The sequence below is a fragment of the Moorena sp. SIO4G3 genome, from assembly GCF_010692305.1.
GTDB lineage: Bacteria > Cyanobacteriota > Cyanobacteriia > Cyanobacteriales > Coleofasciculaceae > Moorena > Moorena producens_A.
This window is the reverse complement of the sequence record NZ_JAAHIG010000160.1, coordinates 1-18,899: the sequence shown is the minus strand read 5'-3', so window position 1 is coordinate 18,899 and position 18,899 is coordinate 1. Positions and strand designations below refer to the sequence as shown.

Below are 18,899 nucleotides of genomic sequence, written 5' to 3'. Positions count from 1 at the left end.
AAGAAAAAATTAGCACAAGAGGCAGAGAAGAGAGGAATGAACCAATCTGAGGTACTTAGAAGTTTAATAGCTCGCTTTCCCGATCCCAAGGACTCTGTGTAAAATTCATCCCACACCTATGCTACGCATCAGGATGTGGGGCTTCTTTTACCGGCCAGCTAATGTTCCACCACCTAATTCCCTAGCGGTGAGAAATCTGTTGCGTGGTCGTAACCTTGGGTTGCCCGCTGGTCAAGATGTGGCTCGCTGCATGGGATTCCGGCCCTTGAGTAAGGAAGATATTTCCACAGGCCAAGATGGCAATGTTGCCGCCCAGTTTGGTTTTGATGTTAAGTCCCCCTTGTGGTACTATATCCTCAAAGAAGCCCAAATCCAAGGTAACGGAGTGCGTTTGGGGGATGTAGGAAGCCGTATTTTGGCTGAAGTATTTGTTGGTCTTATCGAAGGCGATCGCAACTCATTTTTATCACGCTGCTCCCAGTGGACGCCGATACTTCCTTCTGAAAAACCAGGAACATTTACTATGACAGACTTGTTGAGGTTTGTCGGAAATGCTAACCCCATTGGTGATTAATCTCAAGGATTAGCTGAGGGGAAGAGTGTGGCAATCGGGAAGAAGTAATTTTCAAGACTTCTCCCCGATTCCCGACTCCGGATTCCCCACTCCCGACTCCCGATTCCAAATTCTAAATTCTAACTTCTAAATTCTAACTTCCCGATTCCCGATTCCCGATTCCCGATTCCCGATTCCCGATTCCCGATTCCCGATTCCCGATTCCCGATTCCCCTACACAAGATTACCAACACCAGCAATTAAGCCGCGACAGACACCAGTCAGAAAATCTAAATCTAGGGTATCAATGCGATCGCTTGGTTGATGGTAATGGGGATTGCGCAGAAATGCTGTATCGGTTACCATCAACGCTCGATAACCTTGGTCCCAAAATGGAGCGTGGTCACTGAGTCTGGTCTGAGGAACCATTTCCCCTCGTGATGGTACTGGTAAGCACTGACAAGGGATCCCAGCTTGGCGGATACGGCGAGCTAAATGCCTAAAATCAAGGATTGTTGGCAAGTTTCCTACTAAGGCAATGAAATCCCCCTGATTGGGGTAAAAGTATTTTAGTCCTGGTGGGTAGGTTTGGGAATTGGGAGTGCGATCGCAATACCCTAACATTTCCAAAGACAGCATTAACCGCAAGGGTTGCTGTTGTTCCTTTAAATAGGCAGCATAGGCAGCACTTCCGAGCAATCCATACTCTTCCATATCAAATGCTACTAGTCGGACTGGGTGTGTAGGGGCTTGAGTGGCAAAGGCTCTAGCTAACTCCAATAGCACCGCTACACCGGTAGCATTATCATCTGCTCCTGGGCTTCCAGGTACCGCATCATAGTGAGAGCCAATTAAAATCGGAGCAAACTGTTGCGGTCTCGCCTCTTTTCCTGGTAGATTCAGAATCAGATTATAATGGGTTTTGCCCGACACCTGAAACTCGTGAATTTCAACGCTTCCCCACTGTTCTAATTCTTCGCGGATGTACTCCTGGACATAGAAATGTCCCCCAGATGCGATATACGGATCGCGTCCGCGCACTATCTGACTTAGGTGGGTGATTAGACGTTCTTTTAGATCCAAACTACTGTAATCAGAAGATAATAAACTAATCTTACCATCTGGGTATTTGGGCGCGGCTACCCGATTGTAGTCCAAATTCCTGATTATGAGATATAATTAGATTAAACTATTCCGATATTTTTTCTCGTGTCCAGGTAGATTCAGTATTACATAGTGATGGCTTTTAGCCAACACTTGATTCTCCTGGATAACGAGACTTCCTAATGTTTTTAATTCTGAGTAGATGTAGTTGCGTAGGGTAAGTTAGGGAAGGGCTCACCCTCATTTTCCGCAGTTTAATGATTAACCCAGAGTTTATGGCGTTGCTGATTCTGGGTATGGTTTCGCCCCCCTAGCCCCCCAATTCTGGGGGGAACAAAACTCTTAAAGTCCCTCTCGGTGCGCTTTCCAATGGGCGAGTAAATCGCCCTTGGGTCGCACCGCAAAGTTGGGGGATTTAGGGGGCTTTCATAAAACCAGATAATCGCGCATTCATTCCTTAATTCAGCAACGCCGAGTTTATAGGGGCTATAATGAGCATTGCACAAAGCATTGTAACACCAAAAAAGCTGTTGTACATCGGGGATTAAGGAAATGGTTCACAAGATTGCTCTTTTCAATCACAAAGGTGGCGTTAGTAAAACGACAACAACCTTTAACTTAGGCTGGATGTTAGCCTCGAAGGGAAAAAGAGTAATTCTGGTGGATACTGACCCGCAATGTAACCTTACTGGGATGGTGCTTGGATTTTCGACAAAGAAAGAGCTAGAAGAAGTTTACAAGACAAATCAACACATAAAAGCTGCTTTAGCACCTGCTTTTGAATCACAACCTAGATTGATAGAGGCAGTTGACTGTATACCAATAGAAAAACAGGATGGTTTGTTTTTATTACCAGGGCACGTTGGGCTTGCTGAGTATGAAGTTACCTTAGGTATTGCTCAGGAGTTAAGTGGTTCTATTCAAACCCTTAAGAATCTTCCTGGCTCTATTTACTATCTTCTTGAGGAAACAGCAAATAAATTTTCTGCTGACTATATTCTGATTGATATGAGTCCAAGCTTAAGCTCAATTAATCAGAATTTACTGATGACAAGTGATTTCTTTATAATTCCTACAAGTCCGGATTTATTTTCCGTTATGGCCATTGATTCATTGGCAACCATTCTACCTAAATGGAATCAGTGGGCAAAGAAAGCCAGTGAATTGCCAGTTCTCAAGGAAGCTGATTATCCATTTCCAAAAGTTAATCCTCTCTTTCTTGGAACAATTATTCAAAATTATCGAATTAGAAACAAAAAACCATCTGCTGCTTTCCAGAAATGGATGGATCAGATTAAAGATGCTATTGAAGATAGACTGTTTCCAGCATTAAGCCGTGAAGGCATGGTTTTTCCTCAGCAAGTTTATTCTGAACAAGAAATGGGGGATGATTTCTGTCTCATAAAAATATCAGATTTCAATAGCCTCATTGCTATTTCTCAAGAAAATCAAACACCTGTATTTGATGTAACAGCTGAACAAATTGGGCTACTTGGCAATCCTTTAAACACTACTCTAGAGTCTCAAAGCCAATTTAAGAAATCTTTTTCCAGATTAGCAGATCAGGTAATTAATCTAACTTGTAATGCAGTCCGCGCTTGATCACTTCCATATCAGCATCCGTCGTGTTCGAGATTTGATAGCTGTTCATAATTCTGTTAAAGCACAATCTACATCTGCTCTCGACCTTTCAGACATTTTGAGAGCAACACTGGTGCTATCTGTCAGTGCATTAGATTATTATATTCATGAAGTAGTGAGATTATAAATGCTAGAAATTTACCGTGGAAATCGCTCAGAGCCTCCGGCATTTTCTCGCTTTCAAATTTCCTTGGGAAGTATGCGTGAAGGTTTAAATGTTGCTTCAAATCTAGACTATTGGTTAGAAAATGAAATTCGACAAAAACACAGCTATAAAAGCTTTCAACAGCCAGACAAGATAGCAGATGCAATTAGATTAATTTCAGGTCAAAAATTATGGGAAGAAGTTGGTAATGTGATGGGTAAATCGGCAACAGAGATTAAACAACAGTTGAGCATTATCGTCGATCGTCGAAATAAAATTGCTCATGAAGCTGACATAGATCCAACACTAGGGCTAGGTAATAGATGGCCGATCAATGAGAAACTTGTTAATGATGCTGTTGATTTCATTGAACAGGTTGTTGAAGGTATTCATACTGTTATTTCAATGCACTAAAATCGCCACAGGAGCTAACATCCGGTTGATGCGTAATTTTGGAGCAAGGTATCGGATATCTTATCAAGTTTATGGCTTGGACTATCTGCTAACGTGGAATTGTAAACATATTGCAAATGCCCAAATTCAGAAAAAATTAGCCCAAATTAGCTTTGATGCTGGATACGAACTACCGACGATTTGTACACCTTATGAACTAATGGGAGAATAAAGATGTGGAATGATGAAATTCTCGAAGAAATCCACAAAATTCTATAGGTGCGCTTTCCGTTGGCGAATTAAATTCGCCACGGGTCGCACCTGAAGAACATGCCAAGTCTTTCAACTACGACTTACAAGCAATTTGTGATGATGTGCGACGGAGGCAAACTGAAAGTGGCAGGCAAATCATTTCAAGCCCCTTGAGACAACCTCGTTGGCACGAGCAGCACAACAACGCCGTGCAGCCGACCGTTTGAGGCAATCGACCCTACCGTATCCTGCTACGCGAACGCATGTTGAGGTAGCGACTTAGTCTAAACTCCAGACATTCTCAGCAGCGATGCAGGAAGTAAATTAGTATAGTCTTGAGTCCTTGGATTTCCTTGGGTCAACCCAATCTACAAGATCTAAACATCCTTACCATAAAGATAATCAATAAAATTGTAGCTATGAGTATTATTATCACTGATGAACTTCTAACCGCGACTCGAATGACTGAAGCTGAAATGAAACAAGAAATTGCTGTTTTGCTGTTTGAAAAAGAAAAACTTACCCTTGCTCAAGCCAGTCGATTTGCCGGGATGAATCGTATTGCTTTTCAACATCTACTAGCAAGCCGTCAAATCCCAGTTCATTATGGTGTAGAAGATTTTGAACAAGATATTAATAATCTGCGGGAGATGGGCAGGTTGTGATTATTGTCAGTGATACATCACCGTACAACAGTGTTTTAGAGGCTGTTAATGAAGAAACTACGATTTAGTTTTAGGACAGCCAAACCTCTCAAAAATTACAGAATTACCAAAACTGACAATAAACTGCGATCGCTAATCCTGTGGCATTTTTATCAGAGTGGGAGAGTTTGAGAGGGAAAAGAATACCCCGTCCTCAAAGGTCGGGGATGAATTTTCCCTCTCAAATAGTGTTAATATAAAAAGTAAGGGTCTCAAAAAAAACTGGGTATTGACCCTACTCAGCTACCCTGGCCTATGGCCACGCTACGCGAACGGTGCGCGGGAAAGTTACGCCCATGGAGATAACAACCAACGGTGGTTGTGCCTGGGAATCCCCATTCCTCTTAGGATGGGGAGGTTCAATCCATAACAGCTTACTCCAACAACAAGGTGCGACCCAAGGGTCGCACCTAAACGTTGACTAAAACAGCTTATGCTGCTTGTATCAATGTTCTAACTTTAATGCGTACTGCAATACCTCACCCAATTGAAAGCTGCATTTGCACAATAGCTTAATCGCTACCAACAACTTCCTTGACAGACTCAGCCTGAGATCCCTCCAGACGTGGACCATAAGTTTGTACTACTTTTGAAGCAAAATAGTTTCCCCAACGTGCTGCTTGCTTAGTGGTCAAACCATTGGTGAGTCCAAACAACACACCACCCGCAAAGGCATCACCAGCTCCTACGCTATCCACGGCCTTAGCTGGGAATCCAGGCACCTCGAAAATTGTTTTATTTTCAACCACTAAACAACCATTAGGACCATCAGTGATAAAAGCTGTATCCACTAACTCGCCTATTTTACCAGCACAATCAGACAAGGATTCCACTCCACAGAAGTGGCGTGCTTCAGCCGCGTTACAGAAGACCACATCACAATAATCTGTAATCAGCTGACGGAAATCATCAGCAAAATTCTCTACTAGAAAGAAGTCGGAAAAGGTAAAAGCACTCTTTACTCCTTTAAGCTTGGACTGTTCCATAGCCTCAATACAAGCTTTCCGAGTTTCATCCCCCGTCCAGAGATAGCCCTCAACGTAGCTATATTTGCATTGGCTGAGTCGTTCTACATCAATATCAGTAGGAGCCAAAGTAGTAGATACTCCCAGATGAGTACACATAGTACGCTCAGCATCAGGGGTAGTTAGAACCACACAGGTACCAGTTGGACCACTAGATAGCTCAGCTGGATGCACATCAAAGTCAATCCCTGCCTTCAATAAGTCTTGTCGGTAAAATTCCCCATTGGTATCTCTAGAGACCTTACCGGAATAGAAGCCTTTACCACCACTTTGAGCGATCGCAATCATAGTATTAGCAGCGGAGCCTCCTGAGCTCAGTTCCAGAGAAACATGCTCAAGATTTTGTAGAATCATACCCTGCTTTTGGGCATCCATCAAAGTCATTGCCCCTCGATTCAGGTCATGTTCCCGGATAAAATCATCATCCACCAGTGCCAGAATATCGACTAAAGCATTTCCGACACCAAAGACATCAATAGGTCTTGACTGTTGAGAGTTTTCTGTCATTTTCTTCCAATCCGACTAATCATTCACAAAAAAGCCAGGGAAATTTTAACTCTGCCCTGGCTTAATCAGACAACTATAACCAAACTATCATTGCTGTATCATTGCTGTATCAAGTAATGATATTGTTTTCGGTTCAATACTTATCATGGAACATTATTCGTCAATTTAAAATTGAACATTGAAAATTATCAGTGAAAATTATCAGTGCTCTATCGCTAATTAACAAAACAGGATTTAAGGTAAGGATTAAGCTCACGGCTGATAGCTTAATGCTTACCTGTATTCTGCAACGCTTTATTTAGACGTGATAGCAAGAACACTTAATTTAGGATCATCCATAACCTGGATCCCTTCTGGCAAGACTAACTCGTAAATGTAGAACATCTTACCCTGTTCCAAATTTGATATATCAATATCAATGCTTTCGGGAATTTTATCTGGGGGACATTGCACTTTTACTGTTGTAAGCCTTTGCTGCAAAACCCCACCTTGCTTAACTCCTACCGCTTCTCCCACTAGCTTCAGAGGTACAACAACCTCTACTTTATTTTGAGAAGCCACCGAGAAAAAACTGAGGTGGTACAGGGAATTTTTCCAAGGATGAGATTGTATCTCCCGCAGCAGAACTGGACCATTCCAGGAAAGGTCAGGAATAGAGAGCTCTATCAGGGTATTATTCACCGAGGCTGTTTTAAGCAAGTCTTCTGCTGCTTTAGCCGTCATAGTTAGGGATACAGATTCTGCACCATTGTGACCGTAAAGTACGGTGGGAATCAAGCCAGAACGGCGTAAGGCTCTCGGCTTACTACCTTCTGGTCGCTTTTGACATTCTACAGTAACATTCATCGGTAGGACTTTAACTCTTCGAGATAACGTAGCCAATTTAATGGCCATTACTGGTCAGCTACCGGTCGATTCCGCCACCGAGGGAGGTGCTGACCTAAATGGTAAGTCAGGGTGTTTAATCGAATCGGAAACTGGTGACATTTAAACTCTCCGACTGACGCCTTGACGCCCTGACACCCTGACGCACTTAAACTCCCGAAGTTATCGGTGTACCGCTAGCATCCAATAGTGCTCGCTTTGGACCGTGGATTGGGTCTTCCACAATAATTGTCTGGTCGCGGCTGGCTCCTAAGGAAACCACAGCAATGGGAACTTTCATCAGTTCTGCCAGGAATTTAAGATAATCCAAGGCTTCGGTGGGTAAATCCTCTAAAGACCGACATTCAGAAGTAGATGTTTGCCAACCGGATAGGGTTTTGTAAACAGGCTGGCATCGGGAAAACACGCTAGTGCTGCTAGGAAATTCCCGACTGATTTCACCGTCAATTTCATAGGCGACGCACACCTTAATTTCTTCAAAGGTATCGAGTACATCCAGTTTGGTGATCGCTAGACAATCAAGACCATTAATCCGAACAGCGTAGCGACCAATGACGGCATCAAACCAGCCACAACGGCGGCGGCGACCGGTGGTTGTCCCAAATTCTGATCCTAGCTCACAAAGTAACTCTCCTTCTCGAGTGTGGATCTCTGTGGGAAACGGTCCTTCTCCGACTCGGGTTGTGTAAGCTTTTGCCACACCAATCACCCGATCAATCATTGTCGGTCCTACACCAGCACCCACACAAGCTCCGCCAGCAACTGGATTGGAAGAGGTGACATAAGGGTAGGTACCATGATCCAAATCTAGCAGTGTCCCTTGAGCGCCTTCAAAGAGAATATTGCGTTTTTGCTCAATCGCCTCATAAATCTTCAAGGAACTATCGACCACATAAGAGCCTAGCCGTTCAGCATACTCCTGGTATTGCTTGATCACAACAGCTGGGTCTAACGGCGGTAGATTATAGAGCTTCTCTAAAATAGCGTTCTTATAATTAATCGTCCAGGTTAATTTTTCTACCAATACTTCCGGATCCATCAGGTCAATGATCCGAATACCAGCACGCTCTGATTTATCCGCATAGGTCGGACCAATGCCACGACCCGTGGTACCAATTTTCTGCCTACCCCGGCGCTCTTCCGATGCTTGGTCAATCAATCGATGATAAGGCATCGTGACATGGGCTATGTTTGAAATCAGCAGATTTTTAGTGGAAATGCCCAGTGCTTCAAGTTGGTCAAGTTCGGCAATTAAAACTTCTGGGTCAATAACTGTACCGGAACCAATAATACACTCTGTATCCGGATACAAAATTCCAGAAGGTATCAGGTGCAGTTTAAACGTTTGACCTTGAACAACAACTGTATGCCCAGCATTGACGCCCCCCTGGTAACGGACGACTACATCTGCTGAACGACTCAGCAGATCTGTTATTTTGCCTTTTCCTTCATCGCCCCACTGGGCACCAATTACAACAACGTTAGCCAAGGGTTTATTTTGAATGCTAAAGTTTATCCACCTGATAATTATGAACAGTGGTTGTGACTGCTGTCAACTTTACTGTTGGTGATCTACCCAGAAACTGGAGCAACGAGAGTAACATAAGTTAGTCTTGACGTAGAATCGCCACTCCAATGTCTTTTAGACTTTACCTATGTACTCTTATCAGTCATTTTTAACAAAAAAACTTCTTCAATGAAAATTTTGTTAGTGGAAGATGATATTCTCCTTGCTGAAAATTTATCCGAAGCCCTCACCAACCAACGTTATGTGGTTGATATGGTTACCAATGGCGAAATTGCTTGCCAGCAATCCCAAATGCTTGATTATGATTTGATGGTCCTAGATGTGACTCTGCCCAAGCTCGATGGCTTTGGTGTTTGTCGAAAATTGCGAGCCCAAGGCAATCAAATGCCGATTCTAATGTTGACGGGTCGTGATACCACTAATGATAAAGTCAAGGGTCTAGATGCAGGGGCTGATGATTATCTAGTTAAGCCCGTTGACTTACCAGAATTATTTGCGCGGATTCGGGCTCTGCTGCGTCGAGGTCAATCTATCGCACCACCAGTGCTTAAGTGGGGCGATTTGCGTCTTGACCCGAGTACCTATGAAGTAAGCTATGATCACCAACTTATCCACTTTACCCGTAAGGAGTATAGTTTACTCGAATTTTTCCTGCGCAACGGTCGGCGGGTACTGACTCGTAGTGTAATTATCGAGCACGTCTGGTCTTTTGAAAACCCTCCCGAAGAGGAGACGGTCAACGCTTACATCAAAAGTTTGAGGCGCAAACTGAGATTAGCTGGCGCACCCAGAGATTTGATTGAAACCGTTCACAGTGTGGGATATCGCCTTAAACAGTTAAGTGCTGAACCAGTTAAACAGTTAAGTGCTGAACCAGTTAAACAGTTAAGTGCTGAACCAGTTAAACAGTTAAGTGCTGAACCAGTTAAACAGTTAAGTGCTGAACCAGAGGAGTAACACTAATGATTTTTTCCTCCGGATTGAGTTTGGCAATGGGATCCCCTGTGCCATCTTTTCCCCAAATCGGCACCGATTCCATAGCTAAACGCTTACCGCCGACGGAAGTGACTACCATGACCTCACTGGCGATGGAATCGTTAACCATGCTGACCAAACCATCTTTAGCGGTTTTAAACTGTAGCGCTTGAGTTCCCAGGTCTCCCCGATTAGCCAACCTGATCGCCTGCACGGGGAGGCGCTTTCCATACCCCTGCTCAGACACCAGTAAGAGGTTTTCCTCTTCCCCTAGCACAGCACAGCCAACCAGCTTTTCTTTACCCTTTAGCCGTAAGGCTTGATTACCTTGAGCGCTGCGTCCCATAATGGGTAACTGTTTGTCATTAATCTCAAAGCGCAACAGCCGTCCATTACTAGTTGCTACCACCACTTGTGCAGCTGTATTAGTAAACAGGTTGGCATACAGTAGCTGATCTTCATTTCTGAACTTGGTAAGCAACATACCACGGTTCGTTAGTTTTGTCAACTCAGACACTGATACACGCTTAATTTTACCTTGGTGAGTCAGCAACACTAGGGTGAATTTTTCTAGGTCATCTGGCACCCTAAAGTGAGCCACAACTGTTTCTGATTGAGCCGAATTTGGCAGCAACTTTACCAAGGGAATGCCCTGCTTGCGTCCAGCTGCTGGTGGAATATCTCTAATTTTGACTGGGTAGGCTTTGCCAGAACCAGTGATTACCATTAATTCTTGTGTGGTGAGCAGCAGCTGAGCCTCAACTATAAAGTCCTCCCCTTGTTTAATTGACTTGGGGAATTTTGGCTGTGTTGTGGAATTTTGCCGCTGTACATACCCGTGAGAGGTAAATTCTAGAAGTGTTTGTTCTGGCTCAGTTGGAGCATTAGGTAGGGTATCAGGAGTTTTTTGGGGTTGAGCAGATTTCCTACTCCTGGGTTGAGGAGTTGTCGGTTGTTCTAGCTGTTTTTCAGTTGAAGCAATAGAGTTTATTATGGTACGGCGAGGATCACCGTACTTGCGTTTAAGCGATCGCAAATCTTTCTTGAGGGCTTTGAGCAATTCCCGCCGATCATTGAGTAATTGGTGAAGCTGTTCCAGGCGCTGGGAAAGTTCCTCACGCTCGGTCTCTAACTTTTCTCGTTCTAAGCCAGTTAGCCGTCGCATGGGCATGGCCAGAATTGCGTCAGCCTGGATTTCACTTAAGTTTAACTGGTTTTGCAGGGAAAGCTTAGCAGTGCTACCATCAGGAGCATTTCTGAGAATGTCAATCATGGCATCCAGCTGATTCAGGCTAGCCAGTAACCCGTCTACCAGGTGAAGACGTCTTTCTTTCTGGGACTGCTCATAAGTATATTGGCGGGTTAGAGTCTGTTCTCGGAAGGTAATAAATGATTCTAACAACTGCCGCAGGGTAAGTTGTCGGGGTTGTCCATCTACCAAGGTCAGCAGGATAGCACCAAAGTTTGTTTGCAGGGGGGTTTGCTTATACAACTGCTGGAGAACCGTTGATGGCTGAGCATCTCGTTTGAGTTCCACCACCACCCGCATCCCTTCGCGATCGCTTTCATCTCGGATATCGCTAATCCCTTCTATACGCCCTTGATTGACCAACGCTGCCACTTTTTCAATCCAGGCGGCCTTATGCACCTGATAGGGCAACTCACTCACTACAATTGCCCTGCGTTGCCCCCGTTTCCCTCGACCGACTTGAATGGTTTCAAGCTTAGTGATGCCTCGAATCGGTATACTGCCACGACCGGTAGTATAGGCATCCCGAATCCCCTCAGCTGCCACAATTTCCCCCCCAGTGGGAAAATCGGGTCCGGGAATTAATTTCCAGAGTTTTTCATCTGCTAAATCGGGACGGTCAATCAGAGCAATCAAGCCATCTACTATCTCTACCAAATTGTGAGGAGGAATATTGGTTGCCATGCCCACAGCAATGCCAGAGCAACCATTGAGCAACAAGATTGGTAATTGTGCCGGGAGTACCACTGGCTCTTGCTGGGAGCTATCAAAGTTGTCGATAAAATCAACGGTTGCTTCCCCAATTTCTGACAATAGGGCTTGCGCGCCCACCGGAGAAAGTCGGGTTTCAGTGTAACGCATGGCTGCTGGTGGATCATTATCCACCGAACCAAAATTGCCATGACCGTCAAGGAGGGGATACCTGGTCGAAAAGTCCTGGACTAACCGCACCATCGCTTCATACACCGCTTGGTCACCGTGGGGGTGATATTTACCCAACACATCCCCAACCACACGAGCACATTTGCGGTATGGTCGATCTGGGGTTAACCCTAATTCGTGCATCGCATATAGGATACGTCGATGTACAGGCTTAAGCCCATCACGGACATCAGGTAAAGCACGCCCCACAATCACACTCATGGCATATTCAAGATATGAGCGTTGCATCTCCAAATGTAGGGCTGTGGGAATGACATTACTGTTTTCCAGTAGGTTCAGCTGTTTTGCCATCAAAAATCCTCCAATGCAGAATTGACAACAGGGTGTTGGGGTTTAGGGTATAGGGAAATTGCACGCTCGTTAAGGCTACGGTACTCGAAAAGATAGGGAAGATCTGGAGTTGAGAATTTTTTCTTCAGCTATCAGCTATCAGCTCTCAGCTATCAGCTCTCAGCTATCAGCTATCAGCTCTCAGCTATCAGCTCTCAGCTATCAGCTCTCAGCTATCAGCTATCAGCTATCAGCTCTCAGCTATCAGCTCTCAGCTATCAGCTATCAGCTATTGAATAAAATAAGCTGACGGCTGACGGCTGACGGCTGACGGCTGACGGCTGACGGCTGACGGCTGACGGCTGACGGCTGACGGCTGAATGCTTACATAAAATTTGAGCATCTGGTTCCAAAGCCGATTTCCCGCCTTAAGATAGTGGTGGGTTTTGCCAAGCTAAAGTATGAGCATGACTCAAATAAACAGGCTCAAGGAAAACCCAGCCAGAAGCTTCGCTTCCCGCAGGTGCGACCCGTGGCGAATTAAATTCGCATTAGTTAGGCGCACCTAAAATTCCTTGTGCCCACTGTCCCCAAGACACTATAATCTAGGTTTGGATGCAGTTAAGGAAGGCTTTTTCCAGGAGCGTCAGCTTCCCTGGTATTAAGCAGCCTATCACCTGTATTAGTCCAATGAACATTACTAGTTACCTAAGGATTTGGGAAAAGTAGACTTGAGAAGATGACATCTTGCATTTGAAATAGCAACATGACAGATTCCCTGTCAAACTTATGATCAAATGACACTTTTGCCAAAAATGACACTCTTGATCCAAGACCCATGAAAACCGTTCTGATTGTCGAAGATGATCCGATTAATGCTCGTGTTTTTTCCAAGATTCTCAGTAAGCGGGGCGGTTTGAATGTAAAGCATACTGAAGATGTAGAAGAAGTAATGCAGATAGCCCAAGCTGGGGAGGCAGACATTATCTTGATGGATGTTTCCCTAGCTCATAGTGTTTATCAGGGTAAATCAGTAGACGGCATTAAGATTACCCAAATGCTTAAGGCTGATGCTGAAACGTCCCAACTGCCAATTATTCTGGTCACTGCTCATGCGATGGAAGGGGATCGAGAAAACTTTCTTAAGCAAAGTGGTGCTGATGACTACATCTCCAAACCTGTTGTTGACCATCAAAAGTTTGTTGATCAGATCATGGCTCTATTGCCCCAGGACAATTAAATTCCTGTCTTGAAAATTGCCAATCTTAAACCACTGCCCTTGAGATGATTGCCCATGTTTGGCTGCCATCCCTCCCCTATTGGCAATTGATAGAGATCAAGCACTATTTTTAGGAGTCACCGATGACAGGTGGAGTTGAGCTACTTAGGGTAGACCTTGACTCTGGATAATGGTGGCTTGAATTCTGGGATTTTCCAGAAACTTTTTGGTTTCAGAAAGCAGGCGCTTACCCCACAGGTTTTCTTTAAGAAACTCTAAATTAGCATAGCGGCTATCTAGGCGGATTGCCGCTTCTCCCATTAATAGTGCCTTTTCAATATCCCCTTGGGCATACAGAGCCACAGCGATCGCAAGTTGAGGTTCTGCCGCCTCTTTATCAATCCCTATCGCTGCTTCCCATTGTTTAATGGCACTCTCCACATCCCCTTGTTCATAGTTGACCAACCCAATATTGTTAATGGCTGGCCAAAAGCTTTTGTCTTGGGCAACAGCTTTGTTGTAAGCATCGATTGCTTCAGGATACTGATTGAGCATATAGTAAGAGTTACCCAAGTCAAACAGGGCTTCTGGCACATCGGGCTTGAGTTTTAAACCCGCTTTCAACTGAGCGATCGCTTTTCTATAGTCGCTTTTTTGGAAATACGCTGACCCCAAGGTGAACAGCACCCCAGCTTCATCTGGTGCCAGAGAGTAAGACTTTTGCAACGCTTCAATGCCTTGATCCAACTCCTGGGACTGTACGTACAAGGTTCCCAAGATAAACCAGGTTTGATAGGTGTTGGGGGCAAGTTGAGTCGCTAACTTGGCCTTAGGCAAGGCCAGGTCGTATTGTTGAAAGCGGACTAACTGAATGGCTTCTTGAGCCAGAGTTAAGCCCTGCTGTTCGAGTTCCTCTGAATCCAATTTTAGGGTATAGGGAATGAGTGCTTGTCCAGCAACTGGTGCTGACCAACTCATCAAACCCATCAGAACAAGAATAGATAGTAATGGAATAGATTTAGGCACGGTACAGCCTCAAAGAACAATGAGCTTAATGTGAATCTACAGGTTACGCAACTACTGAGAGTAATCCGGAAGGAATATAGCTCTAGCTTTACCCTCACGATAGGACTTTCCTGCTTCATCTGTCATCCTAGAGGATCTGACCAAGGTAAGTGTGGGGGGGTCGGGAATCGGGAGTCGGGAGTCGGGAGTCGGGAGTCGGGGGTGTTGGAAACGGGCAAGATGCCCATTCTACACAAGATGCTTATTTCACCATGATGCTCCTTCCACCATGATGCCTATTCTACCAAGATGCCTATTCCAGAAAACTATTCAAATCATCCTGCATTTATGCAACACCGGACTTTTTGCATTGCTGAATCAAAGAAGAAAATTCTTTCACCAAAGTTATTAAAAGTTATTAAGTATAAATCCTCGTGGTTGCATTTAACCAGTGACTTGACATAACTTTTATATAAAAAACATTACAATAGATTTGTTTAGTCAGGGATAATATAGCGCTGATCATAGCTATGAGTTACACAGGATTGTTTGCCACTTCCGACTGCCTTCTTCTGAAGTCCCTGATCCCTAAAACTCAGGGTAGACCTTAAACCTTGGTCTATGAGCCACGCTAAGCGAATGGGTCACGCTACTCCAACAGCCTTGCTTAATCATGAAATGATTTTCAGAGTTTTGTGGAATGAACAGCTGCTGTAACACTTGGAGTGAAGTTGACAGATTTCATAAGTATTTTTACTTAGCTATAAAAAAGTTTTCTCATTTTGCAAAATCTTTGTTTTTAGGACAGATAAGTAAATAAGTACCAACAGTAAATTCATGTAGAGGAAGTTGTTGAATAGTTTTATCTGATGGGTATCACACCCTGTTCATTCCTTCATTCAGCAATGCCACTCGAACAGCTTAAGATAAACCTCAGCACATAAGCTGATAGCTGTTCGCGTAGCGCTTAAGCTGATAACCCAGCACAAAAGTACATCACCGAAATCACAATTCCTATATGCACTACGACGACCTCCATACACGATACTCCCTATTATCCTATAGGAACAAAGATAGTATTCCACAAGACTCTCCATCCTATAGCAACAAAGATAGTATTCAAAAAAAATCCCCTAGCAACAAAGATGGTATTTTAAAGCGCTTCCTAAAAAAAATTCGAGAAGCCAACAATAGTATTCAAAAAAAATCCCCTAGCAACAAAGATAGTATTTTAAAGAGCTTCCAAAAAAAAATCCGAGAAGCCAGGGTAAAAAATCTTGAACTACTAGATTTGAGTAATTTATTAGATAATTTATCAGATAATTCATCAGTACTAGAGGAAGTTTTTGAACTCAAACAACTTAAACAGTTAAACTTAAGCGGTAACAAAATTAAAAGTATACCAGAATCTCTTGGAAATTTATCCAATTTAACTGAGCTAGATTTAGGAAATAATCAACTAACCAACCTCCCGGAATCTCTTGGAAATTTATCCAATTTAACTGAGCTATATTTAGGAAACAATCAACTAACCAACCTCCCGGAATTTCTTGGTAATCTATCCAATTTAACTGAGCTAGATTTATCGTGGAATCAACTAACCAACCTCCCGGAATCTCTTGGTAATCTATCCAATTTAACCAGGCTATATTTATGGGAGAATCAACTAACTAACCTGCCGGAATATCTTGGAAATCTCTCCAATTTAACCGAGCTATATTTATCTGGTAATCCCCTCGTTGTGCCACCGCCAGAAGTTGCCAGTAAAGGAATAGATGGCATTCAACAATATTTTCGACAATTAAGGGAAGAAGGAGAAGCTTATATCTATGAAGCTAAGTTATTGATTGTGGGCGAGGCCGGAGCAGGCAAAACTAGTTTAGCTAAGAAAATTCAAGACCCCCAATACCAACTCCAAGACAATCAAAAGTCTACAGAAGGCATTGATGTTATTAAATGGAGTTTCCCTCTAGATCATGAACGAGAATTTAAGGTTAATATTTGGGATTTTGGCGGGCAAGAAATTTATCATGCTACCCATCAGTTTTTCTTGACTAAACGTTCTCTCTATACTTTAGTTGCGGATAGTCGCAAAGAAGATACCGATTTTTATTATTGGCTCAATAGTGTAGAACAATTTAGTGATAATAGCCCTCTGTTGATTATTAAAAACGAGAAACAAGACCGCCGAAGGGAAATTAACGAAAGCGCTTTGCGAGGACAGTTTACCAATCTCAAAGACACTCTGCCTACTAATCTCAAAACTAACCGAGGTTTAGAAAATATTACCGATGAGATTAAACATTACATTAAAAAATTACCTCACGTGGGACAACCATTACCGAAAACTTGGGTAAAGGTACGTCAAGCCTTAGAAAACGATTCCCGTAATTATATCTCTCTTGATAAATATCTAGATATCTGTGAAACCAATGGATTTACTTTACTAGAAGATAAATTACAGTTAAGCAGATATCTCCACGATTTAGGGGTATGTCTTCATTTCCAGCAGCAAGAAGATTCGTTGTTATATAAAATAGTTATTCTTAAACCAGAATGGGCGACCGATGCGGTTTACAACGTGCTCGATAATCCTAAAGTTATTAATAACAAAGGAAAGTTTACCCGCAACGATTTAAAACGTATTTGGCAAGATGACAAGTATGCCTCTACCAGAGGGGAATTACTAGAACTAATGAAGAAATTCCAACTCTGTTATGAAATTCCTGATTGCAAAGATACCTTTATCGCCCCTCAACTCCTCAGCGATAACCAACCAGACTATGATTGGAATCCATCCCACAATCTGATTTTACGCTACGCTTATCCGGATTTTATGCCCAAGGGTATTATCACTCGGCTTATTGTAGTGATGCACCACTATATTGACCAACAACAATACGTTTGGAAAAGTGGCGTCATTTTAACTAAGGACAACACCAAAGCGGAAGTGGTTGAATATTACGGCAAACGAGAGATTAAGATTAGGGTTGCTGGTAGAGATAAGCGGGGATTATTGAGCATAGTTGCTTACGAACTAGATAAAATTAATGCTTCTTATCAGCGCTTGAAGTATAGTCAGTTAATACCTTGTAATTGTCCTAAGTGTAAAGATAGTCAGTCGCCACACTCTTATCCCTTTGAAACATTGCTAAAATTTATAGAAGACCAACAAGACAGCATTCAATGTCAAAAAAGCTATCAGATGGTTAATGTTTGGAGTTTACTTGGTGATATAATAGATTTGGACAAGTTAGTATCTAACAATCAACACGATATTAATAAATTAGTTGACGTTAAAGGCGATATTAAACAATCAGTCTTTATTTTAGCACAACACGGTAATATTTCTGGAGATTTTTATAAACTAATGACTCATATCAATGATCAAAGTCGCAATACAAATATATCTGAATCTGGCAACATATCTGGCAACGCTAAAGTTACAAGTAGTGGTGTTGGTGCGTTTAACTTAGGTGATATTAGTGGTACGGTTGCCAGTACTATCAACCAGTTACCTAGCTTTGAGACTGAGTCTGAGTCTGATAAAAAACAACTGAAAGAATTACTCAGTAAACTGCAAAGCGCCGTCTTAGCAGAAGATTTGGATGACGAAGACAAAGCAGACGCTCTAGAACAAATTGAAGATATCGCTTCTGCTTTAACTAATTCTGAAGATAGTGCTGTCAAGAAAATAGCCAACAAGGCTATGAAAATGCTAATCAGAATTGCTGGTGCTTTGTCTCCTACTGCTAATATGGTTACTATATGTAAGGAATTACCAGACTTGATTAGTAAGATATTTTGATAAAAAGACAAGATAAGCTATAAGCATTCAGCCATCAGCCATCAGCTATCAGCTATCAGCTATCAGCTATCAGCTATCAGCTATCAGCTTAAGTGCTAGGCGCACGCTGCGCGAACAGCTATTAGCTATTGAATAAAATAAGCTGACGGCTGAATGCTTACAAAAAATACAAGTTTCAAACAGAAAAAAAATGGCGTTGCTGAATCAAGGAATGAATGCTCGATCATTTGGTTTTGTTAAAGCCCCCTAAATCCCCCAACTTTGCGGTGCGACCCAAGGGCGATTTACTCGCCCATTGGAAAGCGCACCGAGAGGGACTTTTAGAGTTTTTTCCCCCCAAAATTGGGGGGCTAGGGGGGCGAAACCATACCCAGAATCAGCAACCCCAAAAAAAATAGCCGTAGATATTATGTCTACGGCTTTTTCAATGCCACAGTAAGTGGATTGAAATTCTCATGTCAATCAGATCCCAAACCAAACCTGATGTGATCTTATTTTATAAGACCAGGAGCCTTTGCTAGGGGGGAAACCCCCCCTAGAAATTTAAAGTGTTATGGCAACAGCCAATACTTCATCATTGTCGTCTTCACTTCTCCTGGAACCTCCGTCGGCTCCATAGGGCTCCACTCGCAAATCTCTGCATAACCAAATACATAGAGGGTGTGCATGCTGTAGATTACTGCTTTACGAGAGA

Annotated in this window: 13 protein-coding genes and 1 pseudogene; 8 read left to right on the top strand and 6 right to left on the bottom strand. The window is 43.1% G+C overall.

Translation table 11 applies throughout. The annotated features are described in order from the left end of the window. Positions 1 to 118: 118 nt before the first annotated feature. The gene (locus F6J99_RS24545; protein ID WP_293116174.1) at positions 119 to 574 is read left to right on the top strand and encodes a hypothetical protein; all 456 of its coding nucleotides are present in this window, start codon (positions 119 to 121) and stop codon (positions 572 to 574) included. Between the two features lie 213 nt (positions 575 to 787). Here F6J99_RS24545 and F6J99_RS24540 read toward each other — a convergent pair whose 3' ends face one another. Beyond that, positions 788 to 1,711, bottom strand: a complete 924-nt coding sequence (locus F6J99_RS24540; RefSeq protein ID WP_365974077.1) for a M20/M25/M40 family metallo-hydrolase — start codon at positions 1,709 to 1,711, stop codon at positions 788 to 790. A 498-nt stretch (positions 1,712 to 2,209) separates the two neighbouring features. Between F6J99_RS24540 and F6J99_RS24535 the strand changes: the two genes are divergently transcribed. The 4 genes and pseudogenes from F6J99_RS24535 (at position 2,210) to F6J99_RS24520 (ending at position 4,753) form a co-directional block, all read left to right on the top strand. Continuing rightward, positions 2,210 to 3,259 (top strand): AAA family ATPase, encoded by a 1,050-nt coding sequence (locus F6J99_RS24535; protein ID WP_293116172.1) that lies wholly within the window; start codon positions 2,210 to 2,212, stop codon positions 3,257 to 3,259. A gap of 166 nt (positions 3,260 to 3,425) precedes the next feature. After that, positions 3,426 to 3,857 (top strand): HEPN domain-containing protein, encoded by a 432-nt coding sequence (locus F6J99_RS24530; protein WP_293116171.1) that lies wholly within the window; start codon positions 3,426 to 3,428, stop codon positions 3,855 to 3,857. A gap of 67 nt (positions 3,858 to 3,924) precedes the next feature. After that, positions 3,925 to 4,068: pseudogene (locus tag F6J99_RS24525) on the top strand (DNA-binding protein); the annotation flags it as partial. A gap of 439 nt (positions 4,069 to 4,507) precedes the next feature. Beyond that, positions 4,508 to 4,753 (top strand): UPF0175 family protein, encoded by a 246-nt coding sequence (locus F6J99_RS24520; RefSeq protein ID WP_293116169.1) that lies wholly within the window; start codon positions 4,508 to 4,510, stop codon positions 4,751 to 4,753. A gap of 551 nt (positions 4,754 to 5,304) precedes the next feature. Here the strand turns inward: F6J99_RS24520 and F6J99_RS24515 are convergent. The 3 genes from F6J99_RS24515 to F6J99_RS24505 form a co-directional block, all read right to left on the bottom strand. Then, positions 5,305 to 6,324 (bottom strand): adenosine kinase, encoded by a 1,020-nt coding sequence (locus tag F6J99_RS24515; RefSeq protein ID WP_293116167.1) that lies wholly within the window; start codon positions 6,322 to 6,324, stop codon positions 5,305 to 5,307. A 294-nt stretch (positions 6,325 to 6,618) separates the two neighbouring features. After that, complete coding sequence (locus F6J99_RS24510; RefSeq protein WP_365974073.1) at positions 6,619 to 7,218, bottom strand: 50S ribosomal protein L25/general stress protein Ctc; 600 nt, start codon at positions 7,216 to 7,218, stop codon at positions 6,619 to 6,621. A gap of 139 nt (positions 7,219 to 7,357) precedes the next feature. Then, positions 7,358 to 8,698: an adenylosuccinate synthase gene (locus tag F6J99_RS24505; protein ID WP_293116165.1), complete on the bottom strand. Its 1,341-nt coding sequence runs from the start codon at positions 8,696 to 8,698 to the stop codon at positions 7,358 to 7,360. A 207-nt stretch (positions 8,699 to 8,905) separates the two neighbouring features. Here F6J99_RS24505 and F6J99_RS24500 point away from each other — a divergent pair, with 207 nt between their 5' ends. Further along, a complete protein-coding gene (locus F6J99_RS24500) occupies positions 8,906 to 9,694 on the top strand; it encodes a response regulator transcription factor (protein ID WP_365974071.1) in 789 nt (262 codons plus the stop codon). Here the strand turns inward: F6J99_RS24500 and F6J99_RS24495 are convergent. After that, entirely contained in the window at positions 9,663 to 12,194 is a 2,532-nt protein-coding gene (locus tag F6J99_RS24495; protein WP_293116163.1) for a DNA topoisomerase (ATP-hydrolyzing), read from the bottom strand. The two genes, F6J99_RS24500 and F6J99_RS24495, sit on opposite strands and share 32 nt — an antisense overlap. A gap of 817 nt (positions 12,195 to 13,011) precedes the next feature. Between F6J99_RS24495 and F6J99_RS24490 the strand changes: the two genes are divergently transcribed. Continuing rightward, on the top strand, positions 13,012 to 13,413 hold the full coding sequence (locus F6J99_RS24490; RefSeq protein WP_070393926.1) for a response regulator: 402 nt from the start codon (positions 13,012 to 13,014) through the stop codon (positions 13,411 to 13,413). Positions 13,414 to 13,557: 144 nt separating this feature from the next. Here F6J99_RS24490 and F6J99_RS24485 read toward each other — a convergent pair whose 3' ends face one another. Then, a complete protein-coding gene (locus tag F6J99_RS24485) occupies positions 13,558 to 14,379 on the bottom strand; it encodes a tetratricopeptide repeat protein (protein ID WP_198954321.1) in 822 nt (273 codons plus the stop codon). A 1,036-nt stretch (positions 14,380 to 15,415) separates the two neighbouring features. Between F6J99_RS24485 and F6J99_RS24480 the strand changes: the two genes are divergently transcribed. Then, positions 15,416 to 18,205 carry a COR domain-containing protein gene (locus F6J99_RS24480; protein ID WP_293116161.1) on the top strand — a complete coding sequence of 930 codons (2,790 nt, stop codon included), beginning with the start codon at positions 15,416 to 15,418 and terminating at the stop codon, positions 18,203 to 18,205. Positions 18,206 to 18,899 lie beyond the last annotated feature (694 nt).

Excerpts from the sequence above, each read along its gene's own strand:
- F6J99_RS24545 (WP_293116174.1), top strand. The coding sequence starts at position 119 with ATGCTACGCATCAGGATGTGGGGCTTCTTTTACCGGCCAGCTAATGTT.
- F6J99_RS24535 (WP_293116172.1), top strand. The coding sequence starts at position 2,210 with ATGGTTCACAAGATTGCTCTTTTCAATCACAAAGGTGGCGTTAGTAAA.
- F6J99_RS24530 (WP_293116171.1), top strand. The coding sequence starts at position 3,426 with ATGCTAGAAATTTACCGTGGAAATCGCTCAGAGCCTCCGGCATTTTCT.
- F6J99_RS24520 (WP_293116169.1), top strand. The coding sequence starts at position 4,508 with ATGAGTATTATTATCACTGATGAACTTCTAACCGCGACTCGAATGACT.
- F6J99_RS24515 (WP_293116167.1), bottom strand. The coding sequence starts at position 6,324 with ATGACAGAAAACTCTCAACAGTCAAGACCTATTGATGTCTTTGGTGTC.
- F6J99_RS24510 (WP_365974073.1), bottom strand. The coding sequence starts at position 7,218 with ATGGCCATTAAATTGGCTACGTTATCTCGAAGAGTTAAAGTCCTACCG.
- F6J99_RS24500 (WP_365974071.1), top strand. The coding sequence starts at position 8,906 with ATGAAAATTTTGTTAGTGGAAGATGATATTCTCCTTGCTGAAAATTTA.
- F6J99_RS24495 (WP_293116163.1), bottom strand. The coding sequence starts at position 12,194 with ATGGCAAAACAGCTGAACCTACTGGAAAACAGTAATGTCATTCCCACA.
- F6J99_RS24490 (WP_070393926.1), top strand. The coding sequence starts at position 13,012 with ATGAAAACCGTTCTGATTGTCGAAGATGATCCGATTAATGCTCGTGTT.
- F6J99_RS24485 (WP_198954321.1), bottom strand. The coding sequence starts at position 14,379 with ATGGGTTTGATGAGTTGGTCAGCACCAGTTGCTGGACAAGCACTCATT.
- F6J99_RS24480 (WP_293116161.1), top strand. The coding sequence starts at position 15,416 with ATGCACTACGACGACCTCCATACACGATACTCCCTATTATCCTATAGG.